Genomic DNA, 16,916 nt, shown 5'->3' with positions numbered 1-16,916 from the left:
GAAGACGTCAGGTGCGGCCGGATGCGGGCGACGGGCCTGCCGGGGACGCCGATTTTAGGGAGCCCGGCAGCGGGCGTCGAATCTTCGGGGGGCAAATCCATGCAAACCGCGCATAGGTTTATGCATGGCGACGGCGAACACCAGAACCGTGCGCGCAAAAACAAAAAGGCCCGAACGGGCCTTCTGCGAGGGGGAGGAGGGAACGGTGGCTCAGGCCATCGACACGGCGATGAAGGCCAGCAGGAACATCATCACGCCGCCGACGATGGGCAGCACGATGGGGATCACCGAGGTGACGGCCTCGACCGGGTCGGCCTCATGGGTGGCGACCTCGTGCGGGTTCGGGGCGGCGGGGGCGTGGGGATCGGACATGGCTTCTTCCTTCGCACGAAAACGCGGCATTGTAGTCAGCGCAGCGTACGGGTTTCGAATCCGGCGGCCTGCAGCGCCTGGGCCAGTTGCTCCAGGTGGCTGTGGCCGCGCGTCTGCACCGCCAATTCGATGTCCACGTTGCCGGCGGCCACGGCCGTGAACGCGCGCTGGTGCTCGACCTGGTCGATGTTGGCGCCGGTCTCGGCGGCGATGGCGGCGATGCGGGCCAACGCGCCCGGATGGTCGGGTGCGCTGACGCGGATGCGGCCGAGCCGGCCCGAGCGCACCATGCCGCGCTCGATGATGGCGGCCAGCAGCAGCGGCTCGATGTTGCCGCCGGACAGCACCAGCCCCACCTTGCGGCCGCGGAAGCGCTCCGGCGCGCGCAGCAGCGCCGCCAGGCCCGCCGCGCCGGCACCTTCGACCACGGTCTTCTCGATCTCCAGCAGCATCAGGATGGCCTGCTCGATGTCGGCCTCCTCCACCAGCATCAGCTCGTCCACCTTGGCGCGCACGATCGCCTCGGTGATGCGGCCCGGCGTGCCGACCGCGATGCCCTCGGCGATCGTGCTGCTGCCCTGTGGATGGCGGGCGCCGGTCACGCGGTTGACCATGGCCGGAAAGCGCGTGGTCTGCACACCGACGATGCGGATGCCGGGCTTGAGCGCGCGCGCGGCCGTGGCGATGCCGGCGATCAGCCCGCCGCCGCCGACGGCCACGACCAGCGTCTCCAGCGCCGGCACCTGGGCCAGCATCTCCAGGCCGACCGTGCCCTGGCCGGCGACGATGTCCTCGTCGTCGTAGGGGTGTACGAAGGCCAGGCCCTGCTGTTGCGCCAGCGCCAGCGCGTGGGCGCGCGCCTCGTCCAGCGAGTCGCCGTGCAGCACCACCTCGGCGCCGAAGCTGCGCGTGCGCTCCACCTTCACGCCGGGCGTGAAGCGCGGCATCACGATCACGGCGCGCAGCTCCAGCCGCTGGGCATGGTAGGCCACGCCCTGGGCGTGGTTGCCGGCGCTCATCGCGACCACGCCCTGCGCGGTGGCGCCGGCCTCGGCCATGCGCGCCAGCTTGTTGCAGGCGCCGCGCTCCTTGAACGAGGCGGTGAATTGCAGGTTCTCGAACTTCAGGAATACCTGCGCGCCGGTGATGTCCGACAGCGTGCGCGATTCCACGCAGGGCGTGGCCAGCACCTGGCCGTCGAGCCGCAGGGCGGCCTGGCGGATGTCGTCGAGGGTGGGCATGGGCGCATTGTGGGGCGCAAACGCCGCGCCGGCGGGCGTTTTCGGGGCAGCGTCTTCCCAAAGGGCCGAGCGCTGCGTTATCGTGGCCTACGTTGCCTTGATGACTGGAGATGCATCCATGGTGAAGCGTGCGGTCCGCGAACCGGTGGCCGCCCAGGTGATCGCCTCGCCCGGGCTGGAGGCCGCGCCGGTACTGGACTTGATGTGTTCGCACTTCGTGCTCACGCTGGTCGCCCGCCAGGGGCCCAAGTTCAACGTGCGGCGCGACCTGAACAGCCTGCTGGCCATGGCCGGCCGCCACTTGGTGTGGCCGCAGCCGGTGCTGGCGCGGCTGCGCGAGTTCCTGGCCCGGCGCTGCAAGGACAACGAGTTCTGGCGCGGCCACACCGGCCTGTCCACCGCCGAGTTCATGGAGCGCCACGGCATCTGGCGCGGTCCGTACGAGGAGGGCACGCTGTTCTTCTACCTGGACGAGTACGCGAAGGACCAGCCCAAGGACCTGCTGTCGGCCCTGAACGTGACCTGCGAGTGGCTGACCCGCGTGCTGAAGCGGCAGTCCACGCTGGTCGAGAAGAACATCGACGCGCTGGCCGGCCTGCTGCAGCTCAACCGCGCCGAGCGCGCGCTGCTGCTGTACGGCACGCTGGCGCGCTACCAGCGCGACCTGCGCACCATCCTGGTGGAAGTCAAGGTCAACAACGCGCCGGAGGCCTACGCGGCGCTGGCCGAGGTCGCCGGCGTCAGTCCCACCGAGGTCGGCGAGGCGCTGCGCGCCGGCTCGCGGCTGGAGCGCATCGGCCTGGTCGAGAACCTGATCTCCGAGCACAACATCACCGACCTGGCGGACCTGATGAAGGTCAGCGAGAAGCTGCCGCCGGTGCTGATGCGCGAGTACCGCGACCAGAGCGAGCTGATGGCCGTGTTCACGCGGCCGGCCACCAGGAGCCGGCTGGCGCTGGCCGACTTCGGCTTCGTGCAGGAGGACGCGCAGGTGCTGGTCACGCTGCTGCGCAACGCCGTCGCGCGCAAGGAGCCCGGCGTCAACATCCTGCTGTACGGTCCGCCCGGTACCGGCAAGACCGAACTCGCGCGCGTGGTCGCCGAGGCCGCCGGCCTGGACCTGTTCGAGGTCGAGTACGCCGACCGCGACGGCAATTCGCTGTCGGGCCGCGACCGCTACCGCTCGCTGCAGATCGCCCAGGTGTTCCTGAAGGGCAGCGTGCAGGCCGCGCTGCTGTTCGACGAGGTCGAGGATGTGTTTCCGCCGATCAGCACCGAGGCCGCGCAGCTGATGGCGCGCGCCGAGCAGGTGGCCGCGCCGGCGGCCAGCGGCTCGGTCAGCGGCAAGGCCTGGGTCAACCAGATCCTGGAGAGCAACACCGTGCCCACGCTGTGGGTCACCAACCGCATCGAGCAGATCGACCCGGCCTTCCGCCGCCGCTTCGCCTACCATCTGGAACTGAAGTCGCCGCCGCCCGGCGCGCGCGAAGGCCTGGTGCGCAGGACGCTGGAGGGCCTGCCGGTGTCCGACGCCTTCGTCGCCCGGCTGACCGAGCGCAAGGGCCTGACGCCGGCGCAGATCCGCACGGCCGCGCGCTTCGCCGGCCTGGCCCGCAGCGACGGCGGCGCCGGCATGGAGCAGCTGATCGAGCGCCAGCTGTGCAACGCCGACAAGGCCCTGGGCCGCCACAGCGAGGAACGCGCCGGCCCGCCGCCGGCCACGGCCTACGACCTGGAGATGCTGAACGTCGAGAGCCGCTTCGAGATCGGCCGCATCGTGCAGGCACTCAAGGCGCGCGGCCACGGCAGCCTGTGCTTCCACGGCGCGCCCGGCACCGGCAAGACGGCGCTGGCCGAGCACATTGCGCGCGCGCTGGAGCGTCCGCTGATGGTCCGGCGCGCCAGCGACCTGATGAGCAAGTTCGTCGGCGAGACCGAGCAGCAAATGGCCGCGATGTTCCGCGAGGCCGAGGCCGAGCGCGCCGTGCTGCTGCTGGACGAGGCCGACAGCTTCCTGCAGGACCGGCGCGGCGCCCAGCGCACCTACGAGGTCACCGAGGTCAACGAGATGCTGCAGGGCATGGAGCGCCACCGCGGCGTGTTCATCTGCACCACCAACCTGATGGACCGCATCGACCAGGCCGCGCTGCGGCGCTTCACGTTCAAGATCCGCTTCAAGCCGCTGACGGCCGCGCAGCGCGAGCGCATGTTCGTGGTCGAGGCGCTGGACGGCGACGCGGCGCGGCTGGACGACGCGCTGCGCGCGCGGCTCGCCAAGCTGGAGCAGCTGTGCCCCGGCGACTTCGCGGCGGTGAAGCGCCAGACCGACATCCTCGCCACCGCCTTCACGGCCGAGGAGTTCCTGGAGCAGCTCGAGGCCGAGCACCGCATCAAGCCCGAGGTGCGCGAAAGCCGGGGGATCGGGTTCGTGCGCTGACGCGCTGACGCGCTGACGCACTGCCCGATGGCGGGGCGTGTGCGGCGCAGTGAGGCGTGGGCCCGTCGTGGTGTGGAAGGGGCCGTCGGCCGTGATCTGGCGGAGCGCTCCGTCGACGGACGACGAATGCTAGGAGCGTGGTGCCGCGGCCCCGGCGGCTGCACCGCCCGCCAGCAGCGCCAGCGTCGCCGCGTCCGCCTGCCCGCCGTAGCAGCGCGCCAGCACCTGGCCGAACACCGGCTCCGCGGGCGCGGCGGCCTGGAACAGCGTCATGCACGAACGCAGCTTCAGGTCGTCCGGCGCGCCGAAGATGTCGTGCGCGCTGCGGTCCTGCGCGGCCTGCAGTACCAGCGCCGCGGCCTCCACCAGCCGCGGGCCCAGCAGCGGATGCGCGAGGTAGGCGGCCGCCTCCTCCCGCGAGGCCAGGCCGAAGCGCCGCGCCATCGCGCTGCGCCCCAGCGCCACGTGCTGCGGGAACACGAACCACATCCAGTGGCTGGTCTTGCGGCCGGCGCGCAGCTCGGCCAGCACCTGCGGCCAGACCGGCGCCTGGGCCTGCACGAAGTGGTGGAAATCAAACACCCACAGTCTCCGCGCTGCGTGCTCCGCCAACCCCCTCAAGGGGGCGGAGGGCCGTGGCGTCGAACCCGCCTGCGCACGGGCTTGGACGGTCCGGCGAGGCCGCTCCTGCGGAGCAGCTGCGGCCTGCAAGGCACACCTGCGGTCCGGCCAAGCCGGCTCGCGGTATCCGTTGGCATGGCCTCTGCTCCGCGGCCGTTCGAACCGCTTGCCTGCAGCCCCGTTTCATGCGCTGCGGGTGGCGCCAGCGCCGTGGCGAACGGAGGTCAGCCCGCGTCGGACTGGCAGACACGCAGCACCTCCTGGCCGTACTTTTCCATCTTGCTCGCCCCCATGCCGCTCAGGCCCTGCAGGTCCTCCAGCGCACGCGGCGCGCGCTCGGCGATGGCGGCCAGCGTGGCGTCGTGGAAGATCACGTAGGCCGGCAGGTTGTGCGCCTTGGCGACCTCGGCGCGCCAGGCCTTCAGCGCCGCGAAGCGCGCCTGGCCGGCCGCGCCGAGCTGGGCCACGGCCGGCGGCGGCGCGGCGCGCTGGCCGCGCTGGCGCGGCTTGCGGCCGGCCGGCGCCGCGGCCGATTCGCGCAGCCGCACCGGCACCTCGCCCTTGAGCACCGCGCGCGAGCCTTCGGTCAGCCGCAGCGTGTTGAACCGCTCGGCGTCGACGGCGATGGCGCCGGTGGCCACCAGCTGGCGCAGCACGCTGCGCAGCTGGGCCTCCGACAGGTCCGCGCCCAGCCCGAACGTGGACACGCGCTCGTGGCCGAACTGCTTGACCTTCTCGGTCGCCTTGCCGCGCAGGATGTCCAGGATGTGGCCGGCGCCGAAGCCGATGCTGCTCATCTGCTGCACGCGGTAGACCGTGGACAGCAGCTTGCGCGCGGCGTCCGTCGCGTCCCAGACCTGCGGCGGCGTCAGGCAGTTGTCGCAGTTCCCGCACGGTGCACTGGCTTCGCCGAAGTACTGCAGCAGGCGCACGCGCCGGCAGTCGGTCGCCTCGGCCAGCGCCAGCAGCGCGTCCAGCTTGCCGCGCATGACCTGCTTGAAGCCCTCGTCGGCCGGGCTCTCGTCGATCATGCGGCGCTGGTTCACCACGTCCTGCAGGCCGTAGGCCATCCAGGCGTCGGCCGGCTCGCCGTCGCGGCCGGCGCGGCCGGTCTCCTGGTAGTAGCCCTCGATGTTCTTGGGCATGTCCAGGTGCGCGACGAAGCGCACGTCCGGCTTGTCGATGCCCATGCCGAAGGCCACGGTCGCCACCATCACGATGCCGTCCTCGCGCAGGAAGCGGTCCTGGTGGCGCTGGCGCACGGCGGCGTCCAGCCCGGCGTGGTAGGGCAGCGCGTTCACGCCGGACATGCACAGCGACTCGGCCACCTCCTCCACGCGCTTGCGCGACTGGCAGTAGACGACACCGGCCTCGCCGTCGTGCTCGCGCTCGATGAAGCGCAGCAGCTGCGCCAGCGGCTCCTTCTTCTCGACGATGGCGTAGCGGATGTTGGGCCGGTCAAAGCTGCTGACGAACTGGCGCGCGTCCTGCAGCTGCAGCCGCTCGACGATGTCGGCGCGCGTCAGCGCATCGGCGGTGGCGGTCAGCGCGATGCGCGGCACGGCCGGGTAGCGCTCGTGCAGCAGCGTGAGCTGGCGGTACTCGGGCCGGAAGTCGTGGCCCCACTGGCTCACGCAGTGCGCCTCGTCGATCGCGAACAGGCCGAGCCGGCCTTGCGCCGCCAGGCCGTCCAGCAGTTCCAGGAAGCGCGGCGTCACCACGCGCTCGGGCGCGGCGTACAGCAGCGTGAGTTCGGCGCGCGCCAGGCGGCGTTCCAGCGCCTGGGTCTCGGCCCAGTCCAGCGTGGAGTTCAGGAACGCCGCCTCCACGCCCGCCTCGGTCAGCGCGCCGACCTGGTCGTGCATCAGCGCGATCAGCGGCGAGACCACGATGGCCACGCCGTGCCCGGCCTGCCGGCGCGCGATCGCCGGGATCTGGTAGCACAGCGACTTGCCGCCGCCCGTGGGCATCAGCACCAGCGCGTCGCCGCCGCCGACGACGTGCTCGACGATGGCCTGCTGCTGGCCGCGGAACGCGGCGTAGCCGAAGACGTCGCGCAGGATGTCGGCGGGCCGGGCGGCAAGGGGCGGGGTGGCGGCGGAAGGCATGGCGCGATTGTCCCCGGCATTGCACGCGCTGCCGGGCCAGGGCGGTATAACCAGCCATCGCCATGCACCACAGGGAGTCCCGCATGCCTTCACCGATCGCCGCCGCCGTGCAACGCAGCTGGTGGGTGTTCCTGCTCTACGGGCTGGCCGCCGTCGTGTTCGGCCTGCTGACGCTGGTCCGCCCGGGCCTGACCGTGATCGTGCTGACGATCACCTTCGGCGCGCTGTCGCTGGTCGACGGCGTGGTCAGCCTGCTCGGCCTGGCGCGCGGCGACCATGCGCTGCCGCGCGGCATGCTGGTGCTGTACGCGCTGGTGTCGATCGTCTTCGGCGTGCTGGCGCTGTGGCAGCCGGCCGAGATGGCCGCCGCCATGGTCTGGGTGCTGGGCGTCTGGCTGGTCGTGGCCGGCATCGCGCGCATCGTGTTCGCGGTGCAGGTGCGCAAGCAGATCGAGGGCGAGTGGCTGCTGGCCCTGAGCGGCGTGCTGGCGATCGTGCTGGGCGTGCTGTTCTTCGTGAACCCGGCCGCCGGCCTGGTGACCATCGCGCTGTGGATCGGCGCCGGCGCGCTGCTGTACGGCGTGCTGCAGGTCGTGGTGGCGCTGCGGCTGCGCCGGCTGGCGAGGCGCTGAGCGACGGAGCCTCAGTCGCCGGCCATCAGCCCGCTGGCGCGCTGCACGCGCCGGCCGATGGCGCCGGCCAGCACCGGGCCCAGCGCGGCCTCGCCGCCGACCAGCGTGAACCAGGCCCTGGCGCGCGTGATGCCGGTGTAGACCAGCTCGCGCGTCAGCACCGGGCTGCCCTGGTCGGGCAGCACCAGCGCGGCGTGCTCGAACTCCGAGCCCTGGCTCTTGTGCACTGTCATCGCGAACACCGTCTCCACCGCCTGCAGCCGCGCCGGCAGCACCCAGCGCACGCCGCCGCTGCCGTCGCCGGCGGCGAAGGCCACGCGCCGCACCGGCGGGGCCGCCGGGTCCGGCACCCGGCCGTCGCCGTCGAACACCGGCAGCTCCAGCGTCAGGCCGACGTCGCCGTTCATGAGGCCCAGCGCATGGTCGTTGCGCGTGACCAGCACCGGCCGGCCGGCGTACCAGCCCTGCGTGGCGGCGATCAGGCCCTGCTGGTGCAGCAGTCCGGCCACGGCCTCGTTGAGCCCGGCGACGCCCCAGGGCCCGTCGCGCAGCGCGCACAGCAGCTGGAAGCGCGTGGAGGCCGCCAGCAGCGCCGCGGCCCAGGCGTCCCACTGCGGGCGCGGGGCGCCGGCGGCCGGGCGCGTGGCGTGCATGGCGCGCAGCACCGGGGCGGGGCCCGGCGGCGCCCCGTCGGCCAGCAGCAGCGCCCGCAGGGCGGGGTCGCCGGCGCCCGGCGGGCCCGCCAGCCGGCAGCGGCGCACGTCGGGCAGGCCCTGGCGGGCCAAGGCCAGCGCGGCGCGCGCGTCGCCCTGGTTGACGGCCTCGGCCAGGCGGCCGATGCCGCTGCCGGCCGTGAAGCGCCGGCTCTCGCGCAGCATGGCGATGGCCTGGTCCAGCGGCTGGCCGGCGGCGTCGCACAGCGCCGGCGGCGGGCGCTGGCCGGTGCAGTCCTGCAGCCATTGCACGGTGGCGGCGTCGTAGTGGCCATCCTGCGCGCGGCTGCACAGCTCGCCGAGCACGGCGCCGGCTTCGACCGAGGCCAACTGGTCCTTGTCGCCCAGCAGCACCAGCCGGGCGTCGGGCGGCAGCGCCTGCAGCAGTTGGGCCATCAGCTCCAGGTCGACCATGGAGGCCTCGTCCACGACCAGCACGTCCAGCGGCAGCGGGTGGCCGGCGTGGTGGCGGAAATGCCGGCTGTCGGGCCGGCTGCCCAGCAGCCGGTGCAGCGTGGTCGCGGCGGCGGGCACGGCCTCGCGCAGCGCCGCACCGCCGGGCAGCCGGTCCCAGGGCAGGTGGTCGAGCGCGCCGCGGATGGATTCGGTCAGCCGCGCCGCCGCCTTGCCGGTGGGCGCGGCCAGCCGGATGCGCAGCGGCCGGCCCTGCGCCGCCTGCGCCATCGACTGCAGCAGCGCCAGCAGCCGCACCACGGTGGTGGTCTTGCCGGTGCCGGGGCCGCCCGTGACGATGGCGAAGCGCTGGCGCAGCGCCAGCGCGCAGGCCAACTGCTGCCAGTCCGGCCGGGCACCGTCCCCGGCCGGCGCGGCGGCCGGGCCGCCGAAGGGCTGGAACAGCGCCTGCAGCACCGGGCGCACGGCCGCCGCCGGCGCCACCGGCGCGTGCGCCAGCCGGGCCGCGATGCCGGCGCGCACGTCCTGCTCGTACTGCCAGTAGCGGCGCAGGTACAGGCGCGGGCCCCGCAGCACCAGCGGCGTGCCGCCCGGGCCGTCCGCGCACAGCCGGCTGGCCCGCAGGGCGCGCTGCCAATCGTCCAGGCGCAGGTTGCGCAGCCAGTCGGCCGGCGCGTGCGCGCCCGGCGGCGCCGTGTCCGGCAGGCGCGCCGGCCAAGCGTCGTCGGCCAGCGCGGCCGGCAGGTCCAGGCAGACGTGGCCGCTGCCCAGGCGCAGGCTGGCCAGCGCGCCGGCCAGCAGCACGCTGGCCGGCGCCGCGGGATCGTGGTCGTGCAGGAACAGCGCGAAGGCCTGGTCCAGCGCGCGCAGCCAGCCCTGCTCCACCCACAGCGCGAGGTCGGCCTGCAGGGCCGCGGCGTCCAGCGCGTCGCCGGGCAGCGCGAACAGGTCGGGCTGCGCCGGCGGGGGGGGCGTCTTCTTCCTCATGCGGTGGCCTCCGGGCCGCCCGGGCCGGCGAACTGCGCGTCCAGCGCCTCGACCAGCGCGCGCGGCGCGCGCACGGCCCACACGCCGGTGCCCGCGGCGTCGGCGCCGCGCAGGAACAGGCAGGCCGCGCCGCCCAGGTGCCGGTCGATGTCGTAGTCCGGCAGCCGCGCGCGCAGCAGCCGGTGCAGCGCCAGCAGGTACAGCGCGGCCTGCACGTCGTAGCGGTGCTGCAGCAGCGCGTCCTCCAGCGCGGCGGCGCCGTAGGCCCGGGCGTCGGGGCCGAGCCAGTTGGACTTGTAGTCGGCCACCCAGTAGCGGCCGCCGTGCGCGAACACCAGGTCGACGAAGCCCTTGAGCATGCCGGCCAGCCGCGCGGCCGGCAGCGCCGGGCGTGGCCGGCCCGGCAGCACGTGGCGCGCCACCAGGGCGTCCAGCGTGCGCGCGTCCAGCGCCTGCACGGGCAGCCAGAACTCCAGCTCGCTCTGGTAGTGGCGCAGCTGCGCCAGCGTGGCGGGCGGGCCGTCCGGCAGCGCCAGCGGCCACTGCAGCCAGCGCGGCACCCAGGCGCCGAGCGGCTCGATCCAGGCCTCCCAGCCGCGCACGGCGCAGCGCCGCGCCAGCAGGTCGCGCAAGGCCTGCGGCGCCGCCAGCACCTGGGCGAAGCCCTGCTGCGCGCACCACTCCAGCACGCCGTGCAGGAAGCTGCCGGCCTCGGCGCCGCGCGGAAAGGCGTGCCAGCCCTGGGCGGCGGGCGCGGGCGCCGCGGCGGCGTCGGCCGGCGGGTCGAGCGCGGCTTCCAGCGCCTGGTCCTGGCGCGCGTCCTCGGGCTCGGGGCCGCGTGGCGGGGCCTGCTCCGGCGCCGCGCCGCGCGGCGGCGCCAGCGCCGAGTAGCTGGCCACCCACCAGGGCGCATGGCCCGGGCGCAGCGGCCGGCGCGCCGCGGCGGTGGCCGGCGCGGGCGGCCCGCTCCAGCGCGTGTCGTCCGCCGCCGGCGCCGGCCGCACCGCGACGTCGGGCGCGGCGGTGCACAGCCGCGCCAGCGTCTCCTGGTAGGCGGCGTGCGTGGCGATCGGCGCGCCCTGGCCCTGCAGCTGGCCCCAGGCGCCGTGGTGCAGCTGCGCGGCCCGGCTGGCGGCGCTGGCGGCCAGCGGCGCCACGCCCAGCCACAGGCCGTGGCGCGCGCGCGTCAGCGCCACGTAGAGCAGGCGCATGTCCTCGGCCAGCCGCTCCTCCTCGGCCTGCTGCGCGGCGCCGGCGTGCCGGCCGTCGAGCTCGACCACGCGCGCGCCGAGCGCGTCGTCGTGGAAGGCCAGGCTGTGCCCGCCGTGCCGGCGTTCCGCGCGCCAGGCCGCGATGAAGGGCAGCAGCACCAGCGGGTATTCCAGCCCCTTGGACTTGTGGATGGTCACGACCTGGATCAGCGCGGCGTCGCTCTCCAGCCGCAGCACGTCCTCCTCGCCGCCGGGGTCGGCCAGCCGCTCGGCGAAGGCGCGCAGCAGCGCGTGCTCGCCGTCCAGCTGCGCGGCGCGGCGCTGCAGCCATTCGGCCAGGTGCAGCACGTTGGTCAGCCGGCGCTCGCCGCCCTCGGCCAGCCAGCGCGCCGGCAGGCCGTAGTCGTGCAGCAGCTGGTGCAGCATCGGCAGCACGCCGTGGCGCTGCCACAGCTCGCGCAGCGCGCGCCACTGCAGCGCCTGCCGCTCCCAGGCCAGCTCGTCCTGGCGCAGCGCCTCGAGCTGCGCCAGCGGCAGGTCCAGCGTGCGCGTGGCCAGCGCGGCGCGCAGCAGCGCCTCGTCGGCCGGCGTGGCGGCGGCGCGCAGCCAGTGCAGCAGGTCGGCGGCCTCGGGCGTGGCGAACACGGATTCGCGGTCCGACAGGTAGACGCTGCGCAGCCCGCGCCGGTCCAGCGCGCCGCGGATCGCCTCGGCCTCGGTGCGGCTGCGCACCAGCACGGCGATGTCGGCCGGGCGCAGCCGGCGCAGCGGGCCGGCCGCCCCTTCGGCGTCGCCGGCGGCGAAGCCCGAGTCCGCCCGCGACAGCCAGCGCACCACCTCGCTGGCCGCGGCCTCGGCCAGCTGCGCGCGGTAGGCCGCGATCGGCACGCTGTCGCCGCCCTCGTCCTGCGGCGCGAGCGACCACAGCGTCAGCGCCGGCGCCGGCCGGCCGGCCAGCAGCAGGCGCTCGGCCAGGCCCCGGGCCTGTACCGGCACGAAGGGCACCGGGTCCTCGGACGCGGTGCGCAGGCGGAAGGCGCCGCGCGGGCCCTGCTCGGCATGGCCGAACAGGGCGTTGACGGCACGTACCACGGCGGCGGTGGAGCGGTGGTTGCGCAGCAGCGCGTAGTGGCGCCCGGCGGTGTCGCGGCGCGCGCGCAGGTAGGTGCGGATGTCGGCGCCGCGGAAGGCGTAGATGGCCTGCTTGGGGTCGCCGATCATGACCAGGGCGAGGTCGCGCCCGGCCTGGCCGTACAGGCGCCGGAAGATGCGGTACTGCACCGGGTCCGTGTCCTGGAACTCGTCGATCAGCGCGACCGGGAACTGCGCGCGGATGCGCGCGGCCAGCGCCGCGCCGCCCGGGCCGTGCAGCGCGCGGTCGAGCTGGCGCAGCAGGTCGTCGAAGCCGAGCTCGGCGCGGCGGCGCTTTTCCTGCGCCAGCGCGTCGGCGATGGCGCGGGCCGCATGCGCCAGCAGGCGTGCGCGCAACGCCGGGTCGTCGCTGGCCTCCAGTGCGTCCTGCCAGGCGTCGATCGCCTGCAGCGCCGGATGCTCGGGCAGCCGGGCGCCCTTGCGCAGCCTGGCACGCGCCTGGCCGAAGCGGGCGACCTGCGCCGGCGCCTCGCCCCCCTGGCTCCAGTCGGCCAGCGCCTGCAGCCAGCCGTCGAACGTGGCGTCGTCGTCCCTGCCGCGGAAGGTGTTGCCGTTGAGGTCCGCGCGCGCGGACCGCCACAGCTGTTCGAGCGCCGCCCGGTCCTCGCGCCACAGCCGGCGGGCCTCGTGCTCCAGCGCCTCGGCGCGCTGGCGGGCCTCGCCCAGCCGGTGCAGCGCGTCGACGGGATCGCCGTCGGCCACGGCCTCGCCCTGGTGGCGCAGCGCCGCCCCGTCCTGGCGCAGCAGCGGCTCCACCGCCTGCCACAGCGCCTCGGGCGAGGCGAAGCAGCCGTGCAGCGCGCGCGCGGCGGCGGCCGGCAGCGGGTAGTAGTGGCGGCGCCAGTGGTCCTGCAGCACCTGCTGCTGCAGCGGGCGCAGGTCGGTCTGCAGCTGCTGCTCCAGCGGGCTGCCGCTGTCGAAGGCGTGCTCGCGCAGCATGCGCCAGCACCAGCCGTGGATGGTGGCGACGGCGGCCTCGTCCATCCATTGCGCGGCGGTGCGCAGTTGGTGGGCGTGCAGCGGGCGCTGGTCGGCGGGGCAGCCGTCGACCAGGGCCTGCAGCGCATCGCCGTCCGCGGCGGGCTGCTCGCCGGCGAACACGCGCGCGGCCTCGTCGAGCCGGGCGCGGATGCGTTCGCGCAGTTCCTGCGTGGCCGCCTCGGTGAAGGTCACGACCAGGATCTCGGGCGGCGCCAGCGCGCGCGCGAACGCGGCCTCGCCGCCGTGCCGCAGCACCAGGCGCAGGTACAGCAGGGCGATGGTCCAGGTCTTGCCGGTGCCGGCGCTGGCCTCGATCAGCCGGGTGCCGTGCAGCGGAAAGCACAGCGGGTCCAGCGGCTGGATGGGGGCGTCCGCCGTCATGCGGCGTCCTCCGGCGGGGCGCCGGCGGCGCCGGCATGCGCGCGCGTGCCCTGCACCGCGTCGCGCAGCGGGCCGTACAGCGTGCGCGCCCAGTCCCACAGGCCGCGGCCGTCGGCGCTGCGCGCGCTGCGCAGCGCCGCGAAGTCCGGGTAGGCGCGTGCCAGCGCGGCGCGCGCGGCCTCGCCGCGGCGCTGGTGGCCGCCGTCGTAGACGCCCTGCGACTGGCGGCCCGGCACCTCCTCGGCCAGCGCGGCGAAGCCGGTGCGGCAGGCCAGCGGCAGCGGCTCGCGCATGCCGGCGGCCCAGGCGCGCACCAGCGTGGCCAGCGCCGCCTCGGCCTCGGCGCGCGCCAGCGGCGCCAGGCGCACCAGGCCGGATTCGCTGGCCAGCACGGTGCGCGTGGGGCCGGCGGCGATCTGCAGCGCCAGGTGCGCGGGCCAGTGGCGCACGATGTGCTGCCAGGACAGCGTGCTGCCGTCGTGCAGCCGGCCGTTGGCCAGCGCCAGGCGGGCCGGCACGCCGTCGCCGCCGCCGCCGTCGGCCGCCGGCAGCTGGCGCGGCGGCAGCGGGTCGTCCACGGCCAGGCCGCTGTCCGCGTCCCGCCACTGCAGCTGCCGCCGGGCCGGCTCGGGCGCGGGCCACTGCGCGCGCGCCTGGGCGTAGTGCCCGAGCGTGCGCAGCAGGCGCTGCTGCAGGTCCTCGGCGGCCAGCTCGCCGAAGGCGCGCAGCGGCAGCCGGCCGCTGCGCAGCAGCTGTCCGGCCTGGGCGCGCACGGCCTCGGCCAGCGCGGCCGGCGTCAGCGCCTGCGGCGGCTGGGCGTCGGCCCAGGGCTGCAGCGCCGCGCGCAGCTGCGCCTCCAGCTGCCAGCGCAGCAGGCCGTCGAGCGCGAACACCTCGGCGTCCAGCGCCGGCTCGCCGGCCGCGTCGAAGCGCACCTGCAGCCGCTGGCGGAAGAAGGCCTCGGCCGGCTGCGCCAGGAAGTCGGCCAGCGCGGCCAGCGTCAGCGGCGCCTGCGGTGCGGGCGCCGGCAGCAGGGCGGGGGCCGCGCCGGCCGCCGCTGGGCCCGGGGCCCGGTGCGCGGCCTGCCATTCGCGGCCGTAGCTGTACAGCCCGTCGAGCGCGGGCGCGGCCGGCGCGTCGGCCGCGAAATAGCGCGGGCTGAAGGGCTGCAGCGGATGCTCGATGGTCAGCGCGCGCAGCAGCGCGGCCGGCGCGTCCGCGTGCCCGGCCAGGCGCCAGCCGGCCGCCAGGTGGTCGCGCAGCTGGCCGATCGGCGCGCTGGGCGCACGCAGGCTCTGGTCGCGGATGTCGCGGCCGACCCAGCTGACGTAGAGCTGCTCGCGCGCCGACAGCAGGGCCTCGAGCAGCAGGTAGCGGTCGTCGTCGCGGCGCGAACGGTCGCCGGGGCGCCAGTCGTGCTGCATCAGGTCGAAGTCGTCGCGCACGACCGGGCGCGGGAAATCGCCGTCCTGCATGCCGAGCAGGCAGACCAGGCGGAACGGGATCGCGCGCATCGGCATCAGCGTGCAGAAGCTGACGCCGCCGGTCATGAAGCGCTGCTGCAGGCCGTGCCGGTCCAGCGCGGCCAGCCAGCGCTCGCGCACCACGGCCAGCGGCAGCGCCTCGTCGAACTGCGCGGCGGCGCATTCGTCCAGCCACTGGTCCAGGCCCCGCATCAGCTGCTGCAGCCGCAGCTGCTCGCGCGGCTCGGCCGGCGCGAAGAAGCGCTGCGCGAGCCGGCGCAGCCGCTCGGCCCACTGCGCCGGCGTGGCCGGCTGCGCCAGTTCGTCCAGGCTCTGGCGCAGCGCGCGCAGCAGCGCGGCCAGCGGGCCCAGCGCCTCGGCGTCCAGGCCGCCGATCTCGTCGAAGGGCGCGATGCCGTCGAAGGCCGCGCCGGCGCCGACGGCGAAGCCCAGCAGCATGCGCTCCAGCCCGAACCGCCAGCTGTTGGCGGCGCCGGCCGCGCCCAGGCCGAGCGCGGCGCGCTGCGCGGCGTCCAGGCCCCAGCGCACGCCGGCGCCCTCGATCCAGCGCTTGAGCAGCGGCAGCGCGTCGTCGGCCAGGCCGAAGCGCCGGCGCAGCGCGCCGACCTCCAGCAGGTCCAGCACGCCGCTGGCGGCGAAGCGGCTCTCGGGCAGCTGCAGCAGCAGTTCCAGCGCCATCAGCAGCGGCTCGCGGCCGCGCTCGCCGCGGTCGGCCACGGTGTAGGGGACGTGGCGCGCGTCGCCGCGCGGCACGCGGCCGAACACCGCCTCGATGTGGGGCGCGTAGTCGTCCACCCGGGGCAGCATCACGATCACGTCGCGCGGCTGCAGCGTGGGGTCGGCGTCGAAGCGCGCCAGCAGCTGGTCGTGCAGGATCTCGACCTCGCGCTGGGCCGAGTGCGCGACGTGGAAGCGCAGCGAGCGGTCCAGCCCGGGATCGACGGCGGGCCAGCGCGCGCGCGTCTCGGCCAGTGGGCGCAGGTCCAGGATGTCGTCCTGCAGCTGGCGCAGCAGGTGGTGCGCCGGCGCCGGTTCCTCGCTGAACCAGTCGATGCGGCCGGCGCCCACGCCGGCCCAGCGCGCGGCGTAGCCCTGCGGGTCGTCGAAGCCGTCCACCAGGTGCAGGTAGTCGCGGCCCTGCCTGCCCCAGGCCGCCAGCAGCGGGTGCGCGTGCTGGTGCAGCAGCGCGGGGTCCAGCCGCGCCGGCATGCCGGCGCGGCGCGCCTGGCGCCGGTAGGCGCCGCGCAGCAGGTCCTGGTCGGCGACGATGTCGGTCCAGTGGTGCCGGCAGGGGTTGTGCACGAACAGCAGCACCTGCGCCACGCGCCCGAGCGCGGCCAGCGCCTGCAGCGCCTGCGCCGGCAGCGCCGAGATGCCGAACACGACGATGCGGCGCGGCAGCCCGGGCGGCGGCGGGCCGTCGTGCCGGGCCAGCGCGTCGAGGAAGCGCTGGTGCACGCCGGCGCGGCTGCCGGCCAGGCCCTGCCGCGCGTCCGCGCCCGCGTCCTCCGCCAGCGCGCGCCACAGCTGCGCCTGCCAGCGCTGCTCGTCGGCCAGCGGGCGCTCGCCCTGGCGCAGCGTGCGCAGCACGTCGCGGCCCTGCGCCCAGTCCTCCAGCCAGTCGGCCCGGTAGACCTGGTACTGGTCGTACAGGTCGGCCAGGCGCCGGGCCAGCTGGTGGCGCCGCCGCAGGTCGGCATCGCCGTCCAGAAAGCGGGCCAGCGGCGCGAACGGCCCGGCCCGCGCGGGATCGTCCAGCAGCCGCGGCAGCAGCCGCATCAGCCGCCAGGTCAGCGGCGCCTCGTCCAGCGGCGAGCGCTCGGGCACGGTGGCGCGGCCCAGCACGGCGCGGTAGGCCTGCCACAGGAACTGCGCCGGCAGCTGCATCCGCACCGCCGCGGTGACGCCCAGGCCGCCCTGCGCCGGATCGGCCGCCAGCGCCAGCTTGAGCCATTGCGCGATGCCGTTGCTCTGCACCAGCAGCGTCTCGTGCTCCAGCGGCGCCAGCGGATGGCGCGCCAGCCAGGCCACCAGCAGCGCACGCAGGTCCTCCGGCCGGTTGCCGTGCAGGACCATGAGGCCGGGAGCGAGGGGCGGGCTCGCAGCATCCATCATGCGGACGGCCACCGTGCCGGCGGCCAGGAGCTCGCCCGGCGGTTGCTGCACGTGGGCCGGGCAGGGT

Annotated in this window: 9 protein-coding genes; 2 read left to right on the top strand and 7 right to left on the bottom strand. The window is 75.5% G+C overall.

The features are described 5' to 3' along the window. Positions 1 to 210: 210 nt before the first annotated feature. Together QM782_RS07115 and QM782_RS07110 are read right to left on the bottom strand one after the other, a co-directional pair. Positions 211 to 372: a hypothetical protein gene (locus QM782_RS07115; RefSeq protein ID WP_415202217.1), complete on the bottom strand. Its 162-nt coding sequence runs from the start codon at positions 370 to 372 to the stop codon at positions 211 to 213. Between the two features lie 35 nt (positions 373 to 407). Next, on the bottom strand, positions 408 to 1,613 hold the full coding sequence (locus QM782_RS07110; protein WP_415202216.1) for a threonine ammonia-lyase: 1,206 nt from the start codon (positions 1,611 to 1,613) through the stop codon (positions 408 to 410). A 118-nt stretch (positions 1,614 to 1,731) separates the two neighbouring features. Here QM782_RS07110 and QM782_RS07105 point away from each other — a divergent pair, with 118 nt between their 5' ends. Further along, positions 1,732 to 4,050: an ATP-binding protein gene (locus QM782_RS07105; RefSeq protein WP_415202215.1), complete on the top strand. Its 2,319-nt coding sequence runs from the start codon at positions 1,732 to 1,734 to the stop codon at positions 4,048 to 4,050. A 129-nt stretch (positions 4,051 to 4,179) separates the two neighbouring features. On the opposite strand, the gene QM782_RS07100 is transcribed toward QM782_RS07105, so the two are convergent. Both QM782_RS07100 and recQ read right to left on the bottom strand, forming a co-directional pair. Next, positions 4,180 to 4,632, bottom strand: coding sequence for a DUF1810 domain-containing protein (locus QM782_RS07100; RefSeq protein ID WP_415202214.1), 453 nt, complete (start codon positions 4,630 to 4,632; stop codon positions 4,180 to 4,182). 263 nt (positions 4,633 to 4,895) lie between these two features. Beyond that, positions 4,896 to 6,779, bottom strand: coding sequence for a DNA helicase RecQ (gene recQ / locus QM782_RS07095; RefSeq protein WP_415202213.1), 1,884 nt, complete (start codon positions 6,777 to 6,779; stop codon positions 4,896 to 4,898). A gap of 83 nt (positions 6,780 to 6,862) precedes the next feature. Between recQ and QM782_RS07090 the strand changes: the two genes are divergently transcribed. Beyond that, positions 6,863 to 7,411 carry an HdeD family acid-resistance protein gene (locus QM782_RS07090; protein WP_415202212.1) on the top strand — a complete coding sequence of 183 codons (549 nt, stop codon included), beginning with the start codon at positions 6,863 to 6,865 and terminating at the stop codon, positions 7,409 to 7,411. 11 nt (positions 7,412 to 7,422) lie between these two features. Here the strand turns inward: QM782_RS07090 and recD are convergent, their stop codons facing one another. From recD to recC, 3 genes are read right to left on the bottom strand one after another with little or no spacing between them, the layout of a single operon-like run. After that, entirely contained in the window at positions 7,423 to 9,525 is a 2,103-nt protein-coding gene (gene recD, locus QM782_RS07085) for an exodeoxyribonuclease V subunit alpha (protein WP_415202211.1), read from the bottom strand. Beyond that, on the bottom strand, positions 9,522 to 13,250 hold the full coding sequence (gene recB, locus QM782_RS07080) for an exodeoxyribonuclease V subunit beta (RefSeq protein ID WP_415202210.1): 3,729 nt from the start codon (positions 13,248 to 13,250) through the stop codon (positions 9,522 to 9,524). The genes recD and recB overlap by 4 nt, the downstream gene beginning before the upstream one ends. Continuing rightward, positions 13,247 to 16,900 carry an exodeoxyribonuclease V subunit gamma gene (gene recC / locus QM782_RS07075; RefSeq protein ID WP_415202209.1) on the bottom strand — a complete coding sequence of 1,218 codons (3,654 nt, stop codon included), beginning with the start codon at positions 16,898 to 16,900 and terminating at the stop codon, positions 13,247 to 13,249. The genes recB and recC overlap by 4 nt, the downstream gene beginning before the upstream one ends. Between the last annotated feature and the right edge of the window lie 16 nt (positions 16,901 to 16,916).

The organism is Pseudorhodoferax sp. (assembly GCF_047601025.1).
Classification (GTDB): Bacteria; Pseudomonadota; Gammaproteobacteria; order Burkholderiales; family Burkholderiaceae_C; genus Pseudorhodoferax.
This window is presented reverse-complemented; position numbering and strand designations above follow the sequence as displayed.

Excerpts from the sequence above, each read along its gene's own strand:
- QM782_RS07115 (WP_415202217.1), bottom strand. The coding sequence starts at position 372 with ATGTCCGATCCCCACGCCCCCGCCGCCCCGAACCCGCACGAGGTCGCC.
- QM782_RS07110 (WP_415202216.1), bottom strand. The coding sequence starts at position 1,613 with ATGCCCACCCTCGACGACATCCGCCAGGCCGCCCTGCGGCTCGACGGC.
- QM782_RS07105 (WP_415202215.1), top strand. The coding sequence starts at position 1,732 with ATGGTGAAGCGTGCGGTCCGCGAACCGGTGGCCGCCCAGGTGATCGCC.
- recQ (WP_415202213.1), bottom strand. The coding sequence starts at position 6,779 with ATGCCTTCCGCCGCCACCCCGCCCCTTGCCGCCCGGCCCGCCGACATC.
- QM782_RS07090 (WP_415202212.1), top strand. The coding sequence starts at position 6,863 with ATGCCTTCACCGATCGCCGCCGCCGTGCAACGCAGCTGGTGGGTGTTC.
- recD (WP_415202211.1), bottom strand. The coding sequence starts at position 9,525 with ATGAGGAAGAAGACGCCCCCCCCGCCGGCGCAGCCCGACCTGTTCGCG.
- recB (WP_415202210.1), bottom strand. The coding sequence starts at position 13,250 with ATGACGGCGGACGCCCCCATCCAGCCGCTGGACCCGCTGTGCTTTCCG.